Source organism: Nonomuraea sp. NPDC050540 (genome assembly GCF_044457485.1).
GTDB lineage: Bacteria > Actinomycetota > Actinomycetes > Streptosporangiales > Streptosporangiaceae > Nonomuraea.
The window spans coordinates 24,885-44,039 of the sequence record NZ_JBITHA010000026.1; the positions used below are offsets into that span (position 1 = coordinate 24,885).

The following is a 19,155-nucleotide window of genomic DNA, read 5'->3' on the forward strand; positions in this document are numbered from 1 at the left end:
CCGCTCGACGCCCTGGGGTGTTCGGGTTTCGTGGTTGTCCGGTCCGCGTGGCACGGCCATCGGGCGGCGCAGACCTGGGTGCCTCCCAGACCCAGGTCTGCGCCGGCCCTGCCCCCAAAAGTCGGGGCATGGGGTTCCTCAGGCCCGGCGCTGTCCGGGTCCCGGGCCGGCCGGGTCCGAAAGGCCGTCCAAGCCCGGACAGCCCCGGGTCTGAGGTGGTGAAGTGCTGAGGGGGCCGGGCCGCCAGCCTTCGTCCGGGCCCCCTCAGCCCGCCCGGCCCTCGGGCGGAGTCCCTTAGTGCGGGAGGAAACGGCCGTAGCGGCCGCGGTGGTACAGGAGGGGCCGGTTGACCCCGGCCGCGCACTCCACCACCAACCCCACCACCAGCGTGTGGTCGCCGATGTCCACGGTCGTGTGCGGCACGCAGATCAGGTGGGCGGCCACGTCGTCCAGCAACGGCGTCTCGAAGGGCCCGGGGTGCCAGCGGGTCGGCCCGGCGAAGCGGTCGATGCCGCGGCGGGCGAAGCGGGTGGCCAGGTCGTGCTGGTTGCCGGCCAGGACATTGACGGCGAAGTGGTCGGCCAGCCGCAGCCACGGCCAGGTGGTGGAGGAACGGTCGACGTAGAAGGAGACCAGCGGCGGTTCGAGGCTGACGGAGGAGAACGACGTCGCGGTCAGGCCGACCGGGACGCCCTCCGGGCGGGCGGTGACGATCACGACCCCCGCCGCGTGCTGGGCCAGCGCGGTACGGAACCCGTCGACGTCCACGCCATAACCGGGCTCGTACGCGTGGGCCGTCATCTGAGCGCCTCCTGTCTTGTCACGATCTGCGGCCCCACCCGGTCGGCCCAGCGCGCGATGACGTCCTCGCCGGGCAGTTCGGACTCCAGGAGGGCAAGCCCGGGGGTGGGCACGTGCGCGCCCAGCTCGACCAGGAGCGGACGGAAGTGGGTCTCGACCGCCAGCGCGTGCCGCGGGTCGCCCATGACGAGGACGGGCAGCGCGGTCTTGCCGGCCAGCGCGTCCGGCGGGAACCGGTCGACGAACGCCTTGAGCAGGCCGGTGTAGGTGGCCTTGTAGGTCGGGCTGGCGAAGACGACGACGGAGGCGGAGGCCACGAGTTCGAGTGCGACCTCCAGGGCCGCGTGCGGGCCCGGGTCCAGGATCACGGGCGCCAGCGCGGACAGGTCCACCACCTCGGCCTGGTGCCCGTCCCCGCCGCCGAACTCCGAAGCCCCGCCGCCGAACCCGCCGAACCCGCCAGATCCGCCCAGCCGGTCCGCGATCGCGGCGGCGGCCGCCACCGCCGCGCCGTACGTCCTGGAACCGGCCCTTGGGTTGCCGACGACCGTCACGATGCTCATGAGACCTCCGCCAGGGACAGGCCGTAGCGCTCGCGCAGCGTGCGCCCGTCGTATTCGGTACGGAACAACCCGCGCACCTGCAACTCGGGCACGACCAGGTCGACGAAGTCGGCCAGCCCGGCGGGCAGGTACGGGGGCATGATGTTGAAGCCGTCGGCGGCGCCGTTCTGGTACCACTCCTGAAGCTGGTCGGCGATCTGCTCGGGGGTGCCGACGACCACCCGGTGACCGCGTCCTCCGGCCAGGCGGCTGATGATGCCGCGCAGCGTGAGCCCCTCCCGGTCGGCCAGGTCGCGCACGAGCTTGATGCGGCTCTGCTGGCCGTCGGGGTTGGGCGGCAGTTCCGGCAGCGGCCCGTCGAGGGGGTGGCCGGTCAGGTCGGCGCCGAAGATGTTGGAGAGCTGGCGCAGGCCGTACGCGGGAGTGATGAGGTCTTCGAGCTCCTTCTCCCGCTGCAGCGCCTCACGCTCGGTCGAGCCGATGATGGGCGAGATGCCGGGAAGAATCTTCAGCTGGTACGGCGTGCGCCCATAGGCGGGCAGCCGCCCCTTCAGGTCCGCGTAGAACTCCTGGGCGTCTTCCAGGGTCTGCTGGGCGGTGAAGACCGCTTCGGCGAACCTGGCGGCGAACTCCTTGCCGTCCTCCGACGAGCCCGCCTGCACCAGCAGCGGCCGTCCCTGGGGCGAGCGCTGGACGTTCAGCGGCCCTTGGACGGTGAAGTGCGTTCCAGAGTGATTAATCGGCCCAATGCTTGATTTATCGGCGTAAATCCCGTTTGCCCGGTCATTGATCACGGCGCCCTCGGCCCAGCTGCTCCACAGGGCGTCGGCCACCTCCAGGAACTCCTCCGCCCGGTGGTACCGCACGCTGTGCGCGGGCCGCTCGATGCCGAAGTTCCTGGCCTCGGCCTCCCCCGCGGAGGTCACGATGTTCCAACCGGCCCGGCCGCCGCTGATGTGGTCCAGCGAGGCGAACTTGCGCGCCACGTGGAACGGCTCGTTGTACGTCGTCGACACGGTCGCGATCAACCCGATGTGCTCGGTCACCGTGGCCAGCGCCGACAGCAGGGTCAGCGGCTCCAGCCCGCCGAGCGCGTTGTGCCGCACGTCGCCCCACAACGCCAGCCCGTCGGCCAGGAACAGCGAGTCGAGCTTGCCGCGTTCGGCGATCCTGGCCAGTTCCTCGTAGTGGCGGATGTCGGTGATGCGGCCGGGGTCGGTCAGCGGGTGCCGCCAGGCGGCCTCGTGATGGCCGACGCCCATGAGAAAGGCGTTCAGATGCATGCTCAAGGGGTCCTCCACGTGGTGCTCGCGCCGGCGTTCGCCGGTTCCGCCGCCCCGAGCGCGGCGGAAGCGGGGACGCCGGGCGCGATGGGGCCGTCGTCGTCGAGAGAAGAGGTGGCGAGGCCGGGGGCGACCGGCGACGGCCTAGGCAAGGGAGCCCGCCCCCTCGCGGAGGGGCTGCGTGTCGTGAAGGGACAGGACGCGGCCCGGCGACGAGGTCAGGATGGCGACCCGCCGGCCCAGGTAGGCGGCCTCGTCCAGGGACCGGGTGGCGAGAACCATGGTCTTGCCGGTCTTCTCCCAGACCGACAGCAGGTCCTCGCGCAGCGAGGAACGAGTCCGGGTGTCGAGCGCCGCGAACGGCTCGTCCATGAGCAGCACGTCGGGGTCGTAGGCGAGGCTCCTGGCGATGGCCACGCGCTGGCGCGTGCCGGCGGTCAGTTCGTGCGGGTAGCGGTCGCCGAGGGCGCCGAGCCCGACCAGGCCGAGGTAATGACGCGCCAGACCGGCCCGCTCGCCGCGCGGCACGGCCGTGGCCTCCAGCCCGAACTCCACGTTGCCCAGCGCGGTGCGCCAGGGGAACAGCGCGTGCTGCTGGAGCACGACGCCGCGGTCGAACCCGGTGCCGGCCGGCGGCGCGCCGTCGAGGAGAATCTCGCCGGCGCTCGGCTTGAGCAGGCCGCCGATCAGGTCGAGGAGGGTCGACTTGCCGCATCCGCCGGGGCCGGCGATGGTCAGGAACTCGCCCTGCCGTACGTCAAAGGTGATGTCCGACAGGACGGTGAGAGAGCCGAAGTGTTTGGTCACATGGTTGATCTGGATCTTCATCGAGCGCCCTCCCGAGGCGATCGAGGGTCAGGGAGCGAAAGATCGTGATCACTGACACTGGGCGCTGACGACGCGGCAGAAGTCGACATGCGCGCGCCGGGTCAAATCCGGGCTCATGACGACGACGCTACGCGGGAGATTCGACGTAGTCAACATTCCCTACTTGATATACATGAAATATCAGGCGGGCACCCAGAGGTCCACGTCACCCGCGATACGGCGCAGCCGTCCGCGCGACTCCAGCCACACCAGGTGCGCCAGCGTCTCGTTGTTGGCCGAGCGGCGCATGAACGGCGGGATCGTCTCCCACGGCCGCGACCACGTGAGCCGCGTGGCGATGTCCCAGCAGGAGATCCCCGAGGCCACGTCGGCGGCCACGGCCTCGATCTCGGCCAGCCGCTCCTCGTGGTGGAGCATCACGTGGTCCACGCGCTCGGCCAGTTCGAGGAAGCGGTACTCGTGGGCGGGCAGCACCTCGTCCACGTCCCACTTGCGCACGGCGGTCAGCGAGTCGAGGTAGTCGGCCAGTGGATTCGGCCCCGACTGCGGGTGCACGGCGACGATCGGGGTGATCTTGGCGAGCACGTGGTCGCCGGAGAACAGGATCCGGCGCTCGGGCGAGACGAAGCACAGGTGGCCGGGCGAATGTCCGGGCGTCCAGATCGCCCGCAGGTCCCAGCCGGGCAGGCCGAGCGCTTCGCCGTCCTCCACCAGGCGGTCGGGCTTGGCCATGGAGACCATGTGCCTGATCATCATCGACGCTCCGGCCAGCTCGTCGAGGGTCAGCCGGGGCACGCCGGAGCGTACGAGGATGCGGCGTTCCTTCTCCACCAGCGCGTCGATGGCGCCGTCGTCGTAGCGGTCGTGCAGAAGGTTCGCGTCGGCCGGGTGCAGGGCGATCCAGGCGCCGCTGCTCTCGCGCACGCGGCCGGCCAGGCCGTAGTGGTCGGGGTGGATGTGGGTGACCAGCACGCCCTTGACGTCGGTGATCGAGTAGCCCGCCACCGACAGCCCGTCGCAGAGCGCCCGGTAGGCCTCGTCGGTGTTCCAGCCCGCGTCGACGATCACCACCCCGCCGGGCAGCTCCAACGCGTAGACCAGCACGTATCGCAGGGGATTGATCGGGATCGGCACCGGGATCGACCACAATCCGGGCCGGACCCGCTCGACCTCCGGCATCGCCACTCTGCTCTGCCAGGCGGCGCGCTGTTCCTCGTTGGCGGGGGTCACCACAAACTTAGCCATTCACCCATTGTTACAGAATCATATTCTAATGGCGGCATCATGCGCTCCGCATCTGCCCTTTGCGCGCGCCCGGCCCGACCGTTGAAGCATGACAACCGCGCCTAGAATCACGCCCGTGCACGTACGCCTGCGCCGCGCGCGGCTCGCCACCCTGGCGACGCTCAGCATGGCGGTGATGTCCAGCCTGATCCTGCCGGGCATCGGGGTGTTCAGAGAGCCCGATCCGGTCCGCGCGGTGCTCGGCGCCACGGGCACACTGCTCTTCGCCGCCGCGCAGGCCGCTCTGCTGTACGCGACCGTCACGCCCGGCATCTCCAGGAACATCCAGCACCGGCTCGCCCAGACCTTCGGCGTGACCGCTCTCGCCTCCGTCCCGCTGGTCGGGCCCCTCGCCGCCACGCCCGAAGCGGGCCGGTGGGAGTCGTGGGCCTGGATCGGCGCCTCGATCCTGGCGACCGCGCCGGTGCTCGGCCGCCGGTCGGTCGCCGTCACCACCGTCGCCGCGACGCTCGTCGCCGCCGCGCTGCTGACCTGGTGGCACGGCGACATCGGCTACTTCACGATCACCGTCGGGATCGGGCTCTGCCTCGTGGCCGCCAGCGGCCTGCACCTGTGGCTGTGGACGCTGCTCGTCGAGGCCGACGAGGGCAGGAAGGCGCAGGTCAAGCTGGCCGCCGCCGAGGAACGCCTGCGCTTCGCCCGCGACGTGCACGACCTGCTCGGGCACGACCTGTCGGTCATCGCGCTCAAGGCGGAACTGGCCGAGCGCGATCCCGGCCGCGCCGCCGAGGAGGCCGCGGACCTGCGCAGGCTGGCCGCCGCGGCGCTGAGCGACCTGCGGCGGGCCGTACACGGGTATCGGGAGGTCGATCTGCGCGCGCAGATCACCGCGATCGAGCAGGTGCTCCGCTCCTCGGGCGTGCGCTGCACCGCGACCCTGCCCGAGCAGGACCTCCCGCAGGACGTCGCGGCCCGCCTCGCGCCCGTCGTGCGCGAGGCCGGCACGAACGTCCTGCGCCACAGCAAGGCCACCTGGTGCACCATCGAGGTCGGCCCCGACGGCGTCACCGTGGCCAACGACGGCGCCGCCGAGCGCCCGGCCGACCCCCATTCGTCCGGTCTGCGGGGCCTGGCCGACCGGCTGGCCGAGTCCGGCGGCACACTCCACACCCGCCTCGAAGGCGGCGTGTTCACCCTGGAGGCGACCCTCAGGTGATCAAGGTCCTGCTCGCCGACGACGAGGAGCTCATCCGCACGGCGCTGGCCGCGCTGCTGGGGCTGGAACCCGACCTGGAGGTGGTCGCGCAGGCCCCCGACGGCCGCGCCGCCGTCCAGGCCGCGCTGTCCCACCGCCCCGACGTGGCCGTGGTCGACCTGGAGATGCCCGCCCTCGGCGGGCTCGAGGTCAGCGCCGAGCTGGCCGCCGTGCTGCCGTCCTGCCGAGTGATCATCCTCACCGGGTACGGCAGGCCGCCCCTCCTCAAGCGCGCCCTCGACGCCGGAGCCAGCGGCTTCCTCCCCAAGGGCGCACCCGGCGGCGCACTGGCCGACGTCATCAGGCGCGTACACGGCGGCGCCCGCTACGTGGACCCCGAACTGGCGGCCGACGCCCTGACCGCCCCCGAGTGCCCGCTCACCCCGCGCGAACTGGACGTGCTGCGCCTGGCCGAACTGGACACGCCGGTCGCGGTGATCGCCCGCCGTACGCACCTGTCCAACGGCACCGTCCGCAACTACCTGGCCGCCGCCGTCGCCAAGCTCGGCACCGCCACCCGCGCCGAGGCCTACCAGCTGGCCAAGCGGCACGGGTGGCTGTGACCGGCTCACGCCGCCGTCCGCTCCTTGATCGGCAGGCGGAAGAACAGCAGGCTCGACAGCAGTACCACCGCCGCCACCAGCCACCAGGCGGCCGACGTCCCCAGGCCCATGGCCAGGGGCGCCAGCGTCAGGTTGGCCAGCGCGGCGCCGCCGGAACCGGCCAGCGACCCGGCCGAGGCCATCGTGGCCCGCTCCGCGGCGGTGACCCGGTGATGGCCGAGTTCCGCCCGCAGCACGCCGTACGCGCCCAGCCCGGCGAAGAGCACCGCGTACGGCAGCCCCGCAAGCACGACGGAGCCCACCCCGGACGCGCCGGCGAACAGCGCGGACAGGGCCAGGCCCGCCAGCGCGAGCCCCGAGAGCACCAGCCCGGCGACCGCCCCGCGCACAGAACCCCTGGCACCGCTCACGACGGCTTCCCCTCCCTTGTCGCCGCTCGCGACGGCTTCCCGCCCGGCCAGTCTTCTCGCGAGCGCGGGAGCCAGACCGCTGCCGAGCGCGCCGCCCGCGAACCCCACCGCCGCCACGACCGCGTAGGCGGTGGCCCCGAACTCGGCCGAGCCGGTGAGCCCGGCCAGATGACCGGGCACCAGCAGTTCGACGCAGGTCAGCGCCATCCCCACCACCGCCGACAGCAGCACGAGCCGCCGCAGCACCCCGTCACGCACCGCCACGCGCACCCCCGAGGCCACGGTGAGCGGCACGCCGCGCAGCACCTCGCCCAGGGGCACCCGGGGATGGGGCGGCTCCGGCAGCGCCACCAGCACGACACCCAGCCACACCAGCGCCGCCACGGCCCCGGCCAGCGGCGGCACGGCCAGCGCGGGCAGACCCAGCGGCGGATTCAGGAGCGGCACGAAGCCGCCGGCCAGCACGCCGACGCCCAGCGCGACGTCCTCCATCACGTGCCCGCGCGCCAGCCCCGGACGCAGATCCGCCTCGGGCCCCTCGATCGCGTGCAGGGTGTCGACGTACCAGGCCTCCGCGGGCCCGCTGGACAGCGCCCTGGACACCCCGAGGACCCCGCAGGCCAGCACGAACTCCCAGAACGAGTCGGCCGGCACCAGCAGCCCCAGTGACAGGGCGGTGCAGGCCGCGGCGACCGCGAGCACCGCCCGCCGCCCCACCACGTCGGCGAGCCCGCCGGTCGGCAGCTCGAGCACGGCGATGACCAGTGAGTACACGGTCATGACCACGCCCACCTGCACGATCGTCAGCCCCCGGTCGAGCATGAGCAGGACCAGCGGGGCGATCATCAGCCCGGCCGGCAGCCAGGTCAGGAAGCTGACCAGCGCGTACCGGCGGGCGGCGGAGGTCGCGTTCACACCGCCTCCCTCACACGCTCCGGCAGCCGGACGAACAGCAGGCTCGACAGCAGCAGCACGAAGGCCACCAGGCCCCAGGCAGCGGCCACTCCCGAGCCCGCGGCGAGCAGGCCCAGCGCCATGTTGGACAGCGCGCCGCCGGCCTGCAGCGACAGGGAGCCGATCGAGGTGACGGTGGTGCGTTCGGCGGCGGTGACCGCGTTGTGCGTCATGGTCTGGGCCAGGAGGCCGGTGGCGCTGATCCCGGTGAACATCAGCACATAGGCGATCCCGGCGCTCACCAGGCCCGGTGCCCCGTCCAGCCCGGCGGTGGCGGCCAGCGCGCCGAGTGACAGCGCCGCGAGCACGACGCCGGCGCTCGCGCCCCTGGCGTTGCCGCCGGCGATCCTGGCCAGCGCCGGTCCGAACGACGATCCCGCCGCGCTGCCCGCGAAGCCGACGGCGGCCACGAGGGCATAGGCGGTGGTGCCGCGCTCGGCCGTACCGGCGAGGTCGGCCAGGCGTCCGGGGGTCAGCAGCTCGACGGCGGTGAGGGCGACACCGTTGGCGACCGCGTAGAGCATGAGGCGGCGCAGTTGCGGCCCGCCGGTGGCCAGGCGCAGCCCGGCGGCCACGGTGAGCGGCACCTCGCGCAGCACGCCGCCGATCGAGCGGCGCGGGTGCGGCGGTTCCGGAAGGGCGAGCAGGACCACGACGAGGAGTACGGCGGCGGCCAGCGCGGCGGCCAGCGCCGGCGCGGCGAGCGGGAGGACGGGAGCGCCGGGCGGCACGGCCAGCGGCAGGACGCCGCCGGCCAGCATGCCGGCGCACAGGGCCACGGAGCCCATCGCGTTGCCCCTGGCCAGTCCCGGGCGCAGATCGGCGGCGGGGCCCTGGGCGGCGTGGAGGGTGTCGACGTACCAGGCCTCCGCGGGGCCGCTGGAGAGCGCTCTGGCCACGCCCTTGAGCACGGCGGCGGCCAGGAACACCCCGAGGGTGGTGGCGAAGGCCATCGTCACCATCGCGAGCACGCTGACGGCGGCCGAGGCGGCCAGGACCGTGCGCCGGCCGATGACGTCCGACAGGCCGCCGGTCGGCAGCTCCAGCGCGATCGTCACGACGGAGAAGACGGTCACGGTCAGGCCGACCTGCGGCAGGCTGAGCCCCCGCTCGGTCATCAGCAGCACCATCGGGGCCATCATCAGTCCGGGCGGCAGCCAGGTGAGGAAGCTGACGAGGGCGTAGCGGCGGCGCGCGCTTAAGGGAGTCACGCGTCCAGTTCCCTTCTGGGGTATCCGGCGAGGAACACGTGCGCCTGCACGGTCTCGGGGTCGTCGGCGTAGCGCTCTTCCAGCTCGGTGATCAGGGCGTCGGAGCGCTCGAAGAACTCGCGCAGCCCGGCGGGCGGAAGCCTGGCCAGGATGTCGGTCATGCCGCCCGCCTCGACCCACGCGATGGACCAGTCGCTCTCGTCGAAGCGCTCGATGGCGCGGACGAGCGCCTCCACCTGGCGCATCTTCATGATCTTCAGGGCCTCGCGGCCCTGGGGGGTGGCGCCCATCTGGACGTTGTCCCAGCTCGTGTAGTGGTGGCGGGCGCGCCAGCGGCGTTCTCTGCCGTCCGCGGAGGGGTCCTCCTCGATGAAGCCGTACTTGGCCAGCTCGCGCAGGTGGTAGCTGGTCGATCCCGAGCTCTCGCCGACCCGCCTGGCCAGCTGGCTGGCGGTCGCGGGGCCGTCGGCGCGCAGCATGCCCAGCATCCGGACCCGCAGCGGGTGCGCGACCGCCTTGAGCACTTCGGGATCGGTGATCCGGTATCCCTCTTCCATGCCTCGACGGTAATCCGCAAAGACAATTTTGCAAAGTGATTTTTGCGAATTGGCCGCCTAAGCTGCCAGGCATGATTGAGCACATCCGGGTGGACGAGGCGATCTTCGAGCTCCGTCCCGACTTCGCGGTCCTGGTCATGACGGCCCACGGCATGAAGAACGGGCCCACGGACGAGCGGGCGCGCGGCTGGCTGGCCGAGGCTTCGGCGCGGGCCGTTCAGACCGAGAAGATCGACGCCTGGAAGGACGCCTACCGCGCGTTCGGCGCCAAGCCCCAGCGCACGCGCCCGAGCGTCGACGCGCTGACCCGCAGGCTGCCGCTGCCGGAGATCAACCGGATCGTCGACGCCTACAACTCCGTGAGCGTCACCCACGCGCTGCCGATCGGCGGCGAGGACCTCGACCGGTACGCGGGCCCCGCCCGGCTGATCAGGGCGAGCGGCGACGAGGCGTCGGAGGAGGCGCTCGGCACGCCGGAACCCGGCGAGGTGATCTGGCGCGACGACCTCGGCGTCACCTGCCGGCGGTGGAACTGGCGTCAGGTGGCGCGCACCCGGCTGACCGAGGAGACGGTCAACGGCCTGTTCCTGCTGGAGCGCCTGGAGCCGATGACGCTGGAGGAGCTCAAGGTCGCCGGCGAGGAACTGGCGGAACTCGTGACCGAGCTCTCCCCCGGCGTGCGGATCACCAGCAGAGTCATCTCCGCCGGGAACTAAACCTCCTGTCAGCCTGTTGAGACCAAACAGTAATATTGGCTGCACCACCTGGATTGACTAGGGGGACGTGACCTCTTTGGACTCTCCTGAGAGGATCAGGCGGGGCGCGGTGGTCTCTCCGGCGCGCTCTGCCGGTCTGTGCGAGTAGCCTTGGACCGGTTCTCTAACATCAACGCCGATCTGCGGAAGAGGGCGATTTCCGCCGTGTCGTCTGAGTCGTCGCGGTCAAACCCGCTGGCAAGCTTTGGGCAAAACGAGTGGCTTGTCGACGAGCTGTACCAGAAGTACCTCCAGGATCCCGAGTCTGTGGACAAGGCCTGGTGGAACTTCTTCGCTGACTACAACCCTGACTACGGACCGGGCCGAACCCCGGCCAGGGAGGCGGCGAACGGCACTACAACCGCGCCCGCCCCCGCACCAGCTCCCGCCAAGGCGCCGGCCACCCCGGCGCCCGCGGCCGAGAAGCCGAAGCAGCCGGCCGCTGCGGTGCCCAAGGGCGCCGAAGAGGTCAAGTTGCGCGGCGCCGCGGCCCGTACGGCGGCCAACATGGACCTGTCGCTGTCGGTACCGACGGCGACGAGCGTCCGGGCCATTCCGGCCAAGTTGCTCATCGACAACCGCATCGTGATCAACAATCACCTCAAGCGGGGACGCGGCGGCAAGGTCTCCTTCACGCACCTGATCGGATTCGCGATCGTCAAGGCGCTGAAGGCCATGCCGGAGATGAACTTCTCCTACACCGAGGTCGAAGGCAAGCCGACGCTGGTCAAGCCGGAGCACGTGAACTTCGGTCTGGCCATCGACGTCCAGAAGAGCAACGGTGAGCGCCAGCTCCTCGTGCCGTCCATCAAGGCGGCCGACGACATGGACTTCCGCCAGTTCTGGATGGCCTACGAGGACATCGTCCGCAAGGCGCGCGGCAACAAGCTGGGCGTCGACGACTTCGCCGGCACCACGATCTCGCTGACCAACCCCGGCACGATCGGCACCGTCCACTCCGTGCCACGCCTGATGCCCGGCCAGGGCACGATCATCGGCGTGGGCGCCATGGAGTATCCGGCCGAGTACCAAGGCGCCGCCCCCGACACCCTGTCGAGGCTGGCGGTCTCCAAGGTCATGACGCTGACCAGCACCTACGACCACCGGATCATCCAGGGCGCCCAGTCGGGCGACTTCCTGCGGCAGATCCACCGGTTGCTGCTGGGCGAGAACGGCTTCTACGACGAGATCTTCGAGGCGCTGCGGATCCCCTACGAGCCGGTCCGCTGGGTCCAGGACATCTCCGCCTCCCACGACGACGACGTCTCCAAGTCGGCGCGGGTGATCGAGCTGATCCACGCCTACCGGGTACGCGGCCACCTCATGGCCGAGACCGACCCGCTGGAGTACAAGCAGCGCAAGCACCCCGACCTCGACATCCAGTCGCACGGCCTGACGCTGTGGGACCTGGAGCGCGAGTTCGCGACCGGCGGTTTCGGCGGCCGCCCGCTGATGAAGCTGCGCGAGATCCTGGGCGTGCTGCGCGATTCGTACTGCCGCACCGTCGGCATCGAGTACATGCACATCCAGAGCCCGGAGGAACGGTCCTGGATACAGGCGCGGGTGGAGATGGCCCACGCCTCGCCCGACCGCGAGGAGCAGCTCAACATCCTCGGCCGGCTCAACACCGCCGAGGCGTTCGAGACGTTCCTGCAGACGAAGTTCGTCGGCCAGAAGCGCTTCTCCCTGGAGGGCGGCGAGTCCCTGATCCCGCTGCTCGACTCGGTGATCAGCGACGCCGCCGACCAGGACCTCGACGAGGTCGTCATCGGCATGGCCCACCGCGGCCGGCTCAACGTGCTCGCCAACATCGTCGGCAAGTCCTACGGGCAGATCTTCACCGAGTTCGAGGGCAACATCGACCCGCGGACCGCCCACGGCTCCGGCGACGTGAAGTACCACCTGGGCGCCTCCGGCACCTTCACCGCACCCGGCGGCAAGACCATCACCGCCTCGGTCGTGGCCAACCCCTCCCACCTGGAGGCGGTCGACCCGGTGCTCGAAGGCGTCGTACGCGCCAAGCAGGACCTCCTGGAGCGGGGCGAGGAGGGCTTCACCGTCCTGCCCGTCCTCATCCACGGCGACGCGGCCTTCGCCGGCCAGGGCGTCGTGGCCGAGACGCTCAACCTGTCGCAGCTGCGCGGCTACCGCACCGGCGGCTCGATCCACATCGTGGTCAACAACCAGGTCGGCTTCACGACCTCGCCCGCTTCCTCCCGAAGCAGCGTGTACGCCACCGACGTGGCCAGGATGATCCAGGCCCCGATCTTCCACGTCAACGGCGACGACCCGGAGGCCGTGGTCCGCGTGGGCCAGCTGGCCTACGAGTACCGTCAGGCGTTCCGCAAGGACGTGGTCATCGACCTGATCTGCTACCGCCGCCGCGGCCACAACGAGGGCGACAACCCCGCCTTCACCCAGCCGCTGATGTACGACCTCATCGACGCCAAGCGCTCCACGCGCAAGCTCTACACCGAGGCCCTGATCGGCCGCGGCGACATCACGGTCGAAGAGGCCGAGTCGGCGCTGCGCGACTACCAGGCCAAGCTGGAGCAGGCGTTCACCGAGGTCCGCGAGGCGGCCAAGCAGCCGCGTCAGGACTCCGGCGAGCTGCGCGTGCCGCCGACCGAGGTGATCAAGTGGTCGCACACGGACACGCCCACGGCGATCACCGACGAGACGCTCAAGCGCATCGTCGACACTCAGCTCAACCTGCCCGAGGGCTTCACCGTGCACCCGCGCCTGTCGCCGGTGCTGCAGCGGCGTGGCCAGATGGTCGAGCAGGACGCGATCGACTGGTCCATGGGTGAGGCGCTGGCGATCGGCTCCCTGCTCATCGACGGCCACCCGGTCCGCTTCGTCGGCCAGGACACCCGCCGCGGCACCTTCACCCAGCGCCACGCGGTGCTGGTCGACAGGATGACCGGCGAGGACCATACCCCGCTGAAGACCTTCAACCACGGCACCACGAAGTTCTACGTCTACGACTCGCTGCTCAGCGAGTTCGCGGCGCTGGGCTTCGAGTACGGCTACAGCGTGGTCCGCCCCGACGCCCTCGTGGCGTGGGAGGCCCAGTTCGGCGACTTCGTCAACGGCGCACAGACGATCATCGACGAGTTCATCTCGTCCGGTGAGCAGAAGTGGGGCCAGAAGTCGGGCGTCGTCCTGCTGCTGCCGCACGGCTACGAGGGCCAGGGGCCCGACCACTCCAGCGCCCGGATCGAGCGCTTCCTGCAGGTCTGCGCCCTGGACAACATGACGGTCGTGCAGCCCACCACCCCGGCCAACTACTTCCACCTCCTCAGGTGGCAGGTGGAGTCCGGGCGGCACAAGCCGATGGTGGTCTTCACGCCCAAGTCGCTGCTGCGGCACAAGAAGGCGACCTCGAAGGCGGCCGACTTCACCTCGGGCACCTTCCAGCCGGTCATCGGCGACACCACCGTCGACCCGTCGAAGGTCACCAAGGTCGTGCTGACCTCCGGCAAGCTCTACTACGACCTGGCGGCGGGTCGTGACGCGGCAGGCCGCGAGGATGTCGCGATCGTCCGTCTGGAGCGCCTCTACCCGTTCCCGGCCGAGGAGCTCACCGCCGAGCTCTCCCGGTACGGCGGGCAGGCCGAGCTGTTCTGGGCCCAGGACGAGCCGGTCAACATGGGGCCGTGGCCGTACCTCACGCTGAAGCTGGCGGAGGACCCGCAGCTGCTCGGCGGCCGTGCCCTCCGCCGGGTCTCGCGCACCCCCAACAGCTCCCCCGCGACCGGCTCCCACGCCGCTCACGACAAGGAGCTCGAGGAGATCGTGCACGAGCTCTTCGGCTAGTCGATTCCACCTGGAAGCCCCCGCTCCGGCGGGGGCTTTCTGTTAGAACGGAGCACCATGTACTTCACCGATCGGGGGATCGAGGAGCTCGTCGAGCGCCGTGGCGAGGAGGAGGTCAGCATCCTCTGGCTCGGGGAGCGGCTGAAGGAGTTCGTCGATCTCAACCCGGAGTTCGAGACGCCCGTGGAGCGTCTGGCCACGTGGCTGGCCCGGCTGGATGACGACGACGAGTAGGCGCGACCTCGCGAGCAAACGCGATACATCTTGAGTTTTGGCTTGACGCGACATATCGTGTATGGAGGAAACCTAACGCGGAGGGGTCATGGCTCAGTGGACTATCGACGGGCCCGAAGAGCTCACGTTCGGCCCCGTGACGGCGCTGGACGTGCGCATCGTCGCGGGCAAGCTCAACGTGCTGGCCAGCGACGGACCGCCGGTGCTGGAGGTGTCCGAGGTCGAGTCGGCCTCGCCGCTGATCGTCACCTATGACGAGGAGGCCCAAGAGCTCAGCGTCACCTACAAGGACCTCACCTGGGACGGCCTGCTCGGCTGGCTGCGCCGCGACAAGCGGCGCTCGGTGCTGACGCTCACCGTGCCGAAGACCTGCAGGGTCAACGCGGGAGTCGTCTCCGCGCCCGCCGTGGTCGCCGGGTTCGAGCGGCAGACGCAGGTCAGGAGCGTCTCCGGCGAGATCGTGCTCGACGGCGTGAGCGGCGACGTGAGCGCCACCACCGTCTCCGGCGACGTCGAGAGCCGCGCGATGGCCGGCGACCTGGCGTTCAAGAGCATCTCCGGTGACCTCACCGTCGCCGACGGGATACCACGACGGCTGAAAGCCAACACCGTGTCCGGCCGCATCACCGCCGACCTGGCGCTGCGGCCCACCGGCCACGTGACGCTCAACAGCGTCTCGGGCGGCATCCTGGTCAGGCTGCCGGAGAACGTCGAGGCCGACGTCGCCGTCCGCTCGACCTCCGGCCGCGTCGTCAGCACCTTCGACCGGCTCGTCAACCAAAGCAAGCCCGGCTCGCAGTCGATGTCGGGACGGCTCGGCGGCGGCATGGCCTCGCTCACGGTGACCACCGTCTCCGGCGAGGTCGCGCTGCTCAAGGGAGAGAAGGAATGAGCCCCGTCTTCGGTCACGGCCGCCTGCGCCTGTACCTGCTCAAGCTGCTGGAAGAGAGCCCCCGTCACGGCTACGAGGTGATCCGCCTCCTCCAGGACCGTTTCCTCGGCGTCTACTCGCCCTCCCCCGGCACCATCTACCCGCGTCTGGCCCGCCTGGAGGAGGAGGGCCTGGTCACCCACGAGGTAGTAGACGGCAAGAAGGTCTTCTCCATCACCGACAAGGGCCGCGAAGAGCTCGACGAGCGCCTCGACGAACTGGCCGACCTGGAGCAGGAGATCTCCGCCTCGGTCCGCGACATCGCCCGCGAGGTCAAGGAGGACGTCCGCGACACCGTCAAGTCGCTCCGCGAGGAGCTGACGAAGATGGCCAAGGACGTGCGTACCGGGCAGAAGGCCGACATGCGGCGCCTCAAGGAGGAGCAGAAGCGCCAGTGGACCCAGAACGTGAGCTCGTGGCAGGGCGAGAGCGAGCGGCTCAAGCACGAGTGGCGGCGCATCTGGGGCGACATCTGGACCACGATCGGCGGCGTCTCCCCCAACCGGGTCGAGCTGGACAACGAGCTCGGCGGCATGCTGGCCGACTTCGTGGGGCAGGTGCGCGAGGAGGCGTCGGAGAGCCAGCTCACCCGCGAACGCCTGGAGGAGGTCCGCCAGACCCTCGACACGGCCGCACGGCAGATCCGCGACACGCTCGGCTGACGGGCTGAAGTAGGGTGCGGCCATGTTCGCCGCAACCGCCGCACAGACCGATCCCGACAACCCGCTCGCCGGCCTGAGGCTCGGCGAGCACGCCGAGCCCAAGACGCCCGACGGGTGGACGACCGTCACGGTCAAGGCCACCGCGCTCAACCACCACGACCTGTGGACGCTGAAGGGCGTCGGCATCCGCCAGGACCGGCTGCCGATCGTGCTCGGCTGCGACGCCGCCGGCCTGGATGAGGACGGCAACGAGGTCATCGTCCACTCGGTGATCGGCTCGGGCGCCGACGAGACGCTCGACCCCAAGCGCTCCCTGCTGTCGGAGACCTACGACGGCACCTTCGCGGAGCGCGTGGCCGTCCCGAAGCGGAACCTGGTGCCCAAGCCGGCGGCGCTCAGCTTCGAGCAGGCGGCCTGCCTGCCCACGGCGTGGCTGACCGCCTACCGGATGTTGTTCGACAAGGCCGGGCTGCAGCCGGGCGCGACCGTGCTGGTGCAGGGCGCCGGCGGCGGCGTGGCCACGGCGCTGATCGCGCTCGGCCGGGCCGGCGGCTACCGGGTATGGGCCACCAGCCGGTCGGCGGACAAGCGGGAGCGGGCCCTCGAACTGGGCGCCGACCGGGTCTTCGAGCCCGGCGCGCGGCTGCCCGAGCGCGTGGACGCGGTCATGGAGACCGTCGGCCAGGCCACCTGGGACCACTCGCTGAAGTCGCTCAGGCCGGGCGGCCGCATCGTGGTCTCCGGCGCCACCAGCGGCGCGGTCCCGCCCGCCGACCTGAACCGGGTCTTCTTCCTGCAGCTGTCCGTGGTCGGCTCCACGATGGGCACCAGAGACCAGCTCCAGCGCCTGGCCGTCTTCCTGGAGCAGACCGGGGTACGCCCGGTCATCGACAGGACGCTTCCGCTGGCCGAGGCGGCGGCCGGGTTCTCCGCGATGCACGAGGGCGAGATCTTCGGGAAGATCGTCTTCACCCTCTAGATAAGTGATGGGTTACTCGGGTGACTTCTGGGTGATACAACGAAAGAGAGGATGTATCACCCAGGAGGCGACGTCATGGACGTGGAGCCCTTCGGCCCGGGATCGATGCACTGGGACACCGCGGGCGAGTACCGCAACCTGCTGGTCGCCGGCAGCGCGCTGATCCTGCAGACCATGCACCCCGCCGTGGGCGCCGCCGTCGCCGAGCACTCCACGTTCAAACAAGACCCGTGGGGCCGCCTGGACCGCACGCTCACCTCCGTCCAGACCTGGGTGTACGGCGGGCAGAACGGCCTGGCGGAAGGCCGGCGCCTCCGCGAGCTCCACGAGCCGATCAGTGGCGTGGACGAGCGGGGCCGGGCCTACCACGCGCTCAACGGCGAGGCGTGGGCGTGGGTGCACTGGTCGTTGTTCGAGCGGTTCCTGACGTTGAACCGGGTGTTCGGCACCCCCTACTCGGCGGCGGACGAGGAACGGATGCTGGCCGAGTCACGGCGGCTCGCCCGGATCCTGCGGGTGCCCGAGCGGGAGATGCCGCCGGACATGCCGGCCTTCTGGGCCTACTTCGACGACATGGTCGCCCACCGGCTGGAGGCGCACCCCACGGCGCTGGACGTGCTCGCGGTCATGCGCGGCACACCCGCCCCGCCTCGGCTGCCCGCGGCGGTGCGGCGGCTGTGGATGCCGGTGGGGGTGGCTTCCGGGGGGTTCAACGCGTTCGTGACCGTGGGGACGCTGCCGCCCGCCGTCCGCGCGACGCTCGGCCTGAGGTGGACGGCCCGCGACGAGCGGCGGCTACGGCGGATCGGGCGGCTGGTGGCGATGGTGACGCCGCGGCTGCCCGAGCGGTTGCGGTACATGCCCCTCGCCTACCAGGCCCGCCGCGCCGCCCGCACCCGCCCGCACCGCCACCTGACCAGCGCCACCCACTGACCCACCGCTGCGTTCCTGCCGCGAAGACCACCCTGATCCCCGCCACCGCCGGTTCGCGGCACCCTCACAGACTGATTCCGCGGCACTCTCACAAGCTGGCTTCCCGGCGCTCTCACAGACTGGTTCCGCAGCACCCTCACAGACCGGAGTCACGGCACCCTCACAGACCGGAGTCACGGCACCCTCACGGACCGGAGTCACGGCACCCTCACGGACCGGTTTCGCGTCGCTCCCACAGACCGCCGGCCGGTTACTTCACGGTGATGCGGATCTTGCTGACCGCCGTTCGCACGAACTCCCGGGAGCCCGAGGCGGCCACCATGAAGTCGCCCATGCAGACCGACTCGGTGTGGCGCCCGCGCGCGCCCATCGCGCTGGGCACCTCCGGCAGCGCGCAGCCCGGTGTGGGCACGAGGGCCAGCATGTCGCTGGACCCGCCGCCGAACAGCAACTGCGGCCCCACCGGATCACTACGCCGCCCGTCACCCGGCGCGGCCAGCCGGATCCGCCCCGCCGACTTCAGCACCAGGTAGCCGTCCTTGGTCACCGTTCCCTTGAGGCTCGTGGCCAGCTCCATCCGCTGCTCGAAGCGCATCCCGGTCGGCCGGTCGTACATCGCCATCCGCCACGGCCCGAACGCGAACAACATCACCTGCCCCACCAGCCCCGGCCCCGGCGGGCGCGGCCAGAGCGTGACGTTGCCGGTGAACGACCGCAGCGGCTTCTCCCCCCGAGTCACCTCGACGTCACCCCCGTAGGGCGCCGCGAGCTGCCGGTACTGCGAGAACTCCCCGCCGGCGATCCACAGCCCCACGAACGGCCGCGACCCGAGGTCGTCGAGCCCCAGCTCGGCCGGATACCGCACATCAGCCCGCAGCCCATGCGGAAAGACCACCTGAATGACCTCGTCGGCCCCCTTGGCACGCGCCTGGGCATGCAGCACATTGGGTGCGGACGTGAGCGTCGTCAACGTCGGAATCGGGTCGGCCGTCGGCCGCGCGGGCGGCTCCGCCTCCGGCGCCCGGCTGGCCAGCAGGCCGACGACGGGCACCGCGAGTACCGCGACCAGCACCACGATGCCGATCCACCGCCGACGCCCCTTCTCGCCGGCCTCGATGACGTCGAACTGATCCGCCACCAGCGATCCTCGCGGAGTAGTGCGGCTTACGCCC

Annotated in this window: 18 protein-coding genes; 9 read left to right on the forward strand and 9 right to left on the reverse strand. The window is 71.0% G+C overall.

Going from position 1 to position 19,155, the window contains the following annotated elements; genetic code table 11:
* Positions 1–294: 294 nt before the first annotated feature.
* From ACIBI5_RS49490 to ACIBI5_RS49510, 5 genes are all read right to left on the reverse strand, one after another.
* Entirely contained in the window at positions 295–801 is a 507-nt protein-coding gene (locus tag ACIBI5_RS49490; protein WP_397258044.1) for a flavin reductase family protein, read from the reverse strand.
* Entirely contained in the window at positions 798–1,364 is a 567-nt protein-coding gene (locus tag ACIBI5_RS49495) for an NADPH-dependent FMN reductase (protein WP_397258046.1), read from the reverse strand. The genes ACIBI5_RS49490 and ACIBI5_RS49495 overlap by 4 nt, the downstream gene beginning before the upstream one ends.
* The gene (locus tag ACIBI5_RS49500) at positions 1,361–2,647 is read right to left on the reverse strand and encodes an LLM class flavin-dependent oxidoreductase (protein ID WP_397258172.1); all 1,287 of its coding nucleotides are present in this window, start codon (positions 2,645–2,647) and stop codon (positions 1,361–1,363) included. The genes ACIBI5_RS49495 and ACIBI5_RS49500 overlap by 4 nt, the downstream gene beginning before the upstream one ends.
* 144 nt (positions 2,648–2,791) lie before the next feature.
* Positions 2,792–3,475 (reverse strand): ABC transporter ATP-binding protein, encoded by a 684-nt coding sequence (locus ACIBI5_RS49505; RefSeq protein ID WP_397258048.1) that lies wholly within the window; start codon positions 3,473–3,475, stop codon positions 2,792–2,794.
* Between the two features lie 180 nt (positions 3,476–3,655).
* Positions 3,656–4,720, reverse strand: a complete 1,065-nt coding sequence (locus ACIBI5_RS49510) for an MBL fold metallo-hydrolase (RefSeq protein ID WP_397258050.1) — start codon at positions 4,718–4,720, stop codon at positions 3,656–3,658.
* A gap of 115 nt (positions 4,721–4,835) precedes the next feature.
* On the opposite strand from ACIBI5_RS49510, the gene ACIBI5_RS49515 reads away from it, so the two are divergent.
* Together ACIBI5_RS49515 and ACIBI5_RS49520 are read left to right on the forward strand one after the other, a co-directional pair.
* Positions 4,836–5,936, forward strand: a complete 1,101-nt coding sequence (locus tag ACIBI5_RS49515) for a sensor histidine kinase (protein WP_397258052.1) — start codon at positions 4,836–4,838, stop codon at positions 5,934–5,936.
* The gene (locus tag ACIBI5_RS49520) at positions 5,933–6,538 is read left to right on the forward strand and encodes a DNA-binding response regulator (protein ID WP_397258054.1); all 606 of its coding nucleotides are present in this window, start codon (positions 5,933–5,935) and stop codon (positions 6,536–6,538) included. The genes ACIBI5_RS49515 and ACIBI5_RS49520 overlap by 4 nt, the downstream gene beginning before the upstream one ends.
* Before the next feature lie 5 nt (positions 6,539–6,543).
* On the opposite strand, the gene ACIBI5_RS49525 is transcribed toward ACIBI5_RS49520, so the two are convergent.
* Genes ACIBI5_RS49525 through ACIBI5_RS49535 form a run of 3 tightly spaced genes read right to left on the reverse strand, consistent with a single transcriptional unit; the run spans position 6,544 to position 9,670 of the window.
* Positions 6,544–7,863 (reverse strand): MFS transporter, encoded by a 1,320-nt coding sequence (locus ACIBI5_RS49525; protein ID WP_397258056.1) that lies wholly within the window; start codon positions 7,861–7,863, stop codon positions 6,544–6,546.
* Positions 7,860–9,113 (reverse strand): MFS transporter, encoded by a 1,254-nt coding sequence (locus tag ACIBI5_RS49530; protein ID WP_397258058.1) that lies wholly within the window; start codon positions 9,111–9,113, stop codon positions 7,860–7,862. The genes ACIBI5_RS49525 and ACIBI5_RS49530 overlap by 4 nt, the downstream gene beginning before the upstream one ends.
* Positions 9,110–9,670: an ArsR/SmtB family transcription factor gene (locus tag ACIBI5_RS49535; RefSeq protein WP_397258060.1), complete on the reverse strand. Its 561-nt coding sequence runs from the start codon at positions 9,668–9,670 to the stop codon at positions 9,110–9,112. Before ACIBI5_RS49535 ends, ACIBI5_RS49530 begins: the two co-directional genes overlap by 4 nt.
* 71 nt (positions 9,671–9,741) lie before the next feature.
* Here ACIBI5_RS49535 and ACIBI5_RS49540 point away from each other — a divergent pair, with 71 nt between their 5' ends.
* The 7 genes from ACIBI5_RS49540 (at position 9,742) to ACIBI5_RS49570 (ending at position 17,983) form a co-directional block, all read left to right on the forward strand.
* Complete coding sequence (locus ACIBI5_RS49540; protein ID WP_397258062.1) at positions 9,742–10,386, forward strand: B3/4 domain-containing protein; 645 nt, start codon at positions 9,742–9,744, stop codon at positions 10,384–10,386.
* Between the two features lie 204 nt (positions 10,387–10,590).
* Positions 10,591–14,244 (forward strand): multifunctional oxoglutarate decarboxylase/oxoglutarate dehydrogenase thiamine pyrophosphate-binding subunit/dihydrolipoyllysine-residue succinyltransferase subunit, encoded by a 3,654-nt coding sequence (locus ACIBI5_RS49545; RefSeq protein ID WP_397258064.1) that lies wholly within the window; start codon positions 10,591–10,593, stop codon positions 14,242–14,244.
* Positions 14,245–14,301: 57 nt separating this feature from the next.
* Positions 14,302–14,478: a DUF6104 family protein gene (locus ACIBI5_RS49550; RefSeq protein WP_184972535.1), complete on the forward strand. Its 177-nt coding sequence runs from the start codon at positions 14,302–14,304 to the stop codon at positions 14,476–14,478.
* Between the two features lie 88 nt (positions 14,479–14,566).
* Complete coding sequence (locus tag ACIBI5_RS49555) at positions 14,567–15,370, forward strand: DUF4097 family beta strand repeat-containing protein (protein WP_397258065.1); 804 nt, start codon at positions 14,567–14,569, stop codon at positions 15,368–15,370.
* A complete protein-coding gene (locus ACIBI5_RS49560; protein WP_397258067.1) occupies positions 15,367–16,071 on the forward strand; it encodes a PadR family transcriptional regulator in 705 nt (234 codons plus the stop codon). The genes ACIBI5_RS49555 and ACIBI5_RS49560 overlap by 4 nt, the downstream gene beginning before the upstream one ends.
* Positions 16,072–16,093: 22 nt before the next feature.
* Entirely contained in the window at positions 16,094–17,050 is a 957-nt protein-coding gene (locus ACIBI5_RS49565) for a zinc-binding dehydrogenase (protein ID WP_397258069.1), read from the forward strand.
* 75 nt (positions 17,051–17,125) lie between these two features.
* Entirely contained in the window at positions 17,126–17,983 is an 858-nt protein-coding gene (locus tag ACIBI5_RS49570) for an oxygenase MpaB family protein (protein ID WP_397258071.1), read from the forward strand.
* Between the two features lie 250 nt (positions 17,984–18,233).
* Here the strand turns inward: ACIBI5_RS49570 and ACIBI5_RS49575 are convergent, their stop codons facing one another.
* Positions 18,234–19,121, reverse strand: a complete 888-nt coding sequence (locus ACIBI5_RS49575) for a hypothetical protein (RefSeq protein ID WP_397258073.1) — start codon at positions 19,119–19,121, stop codon at positions 18,234–18,236.
* Positions 19,122–19,155 lie beyond the last annotated feature (34 nt).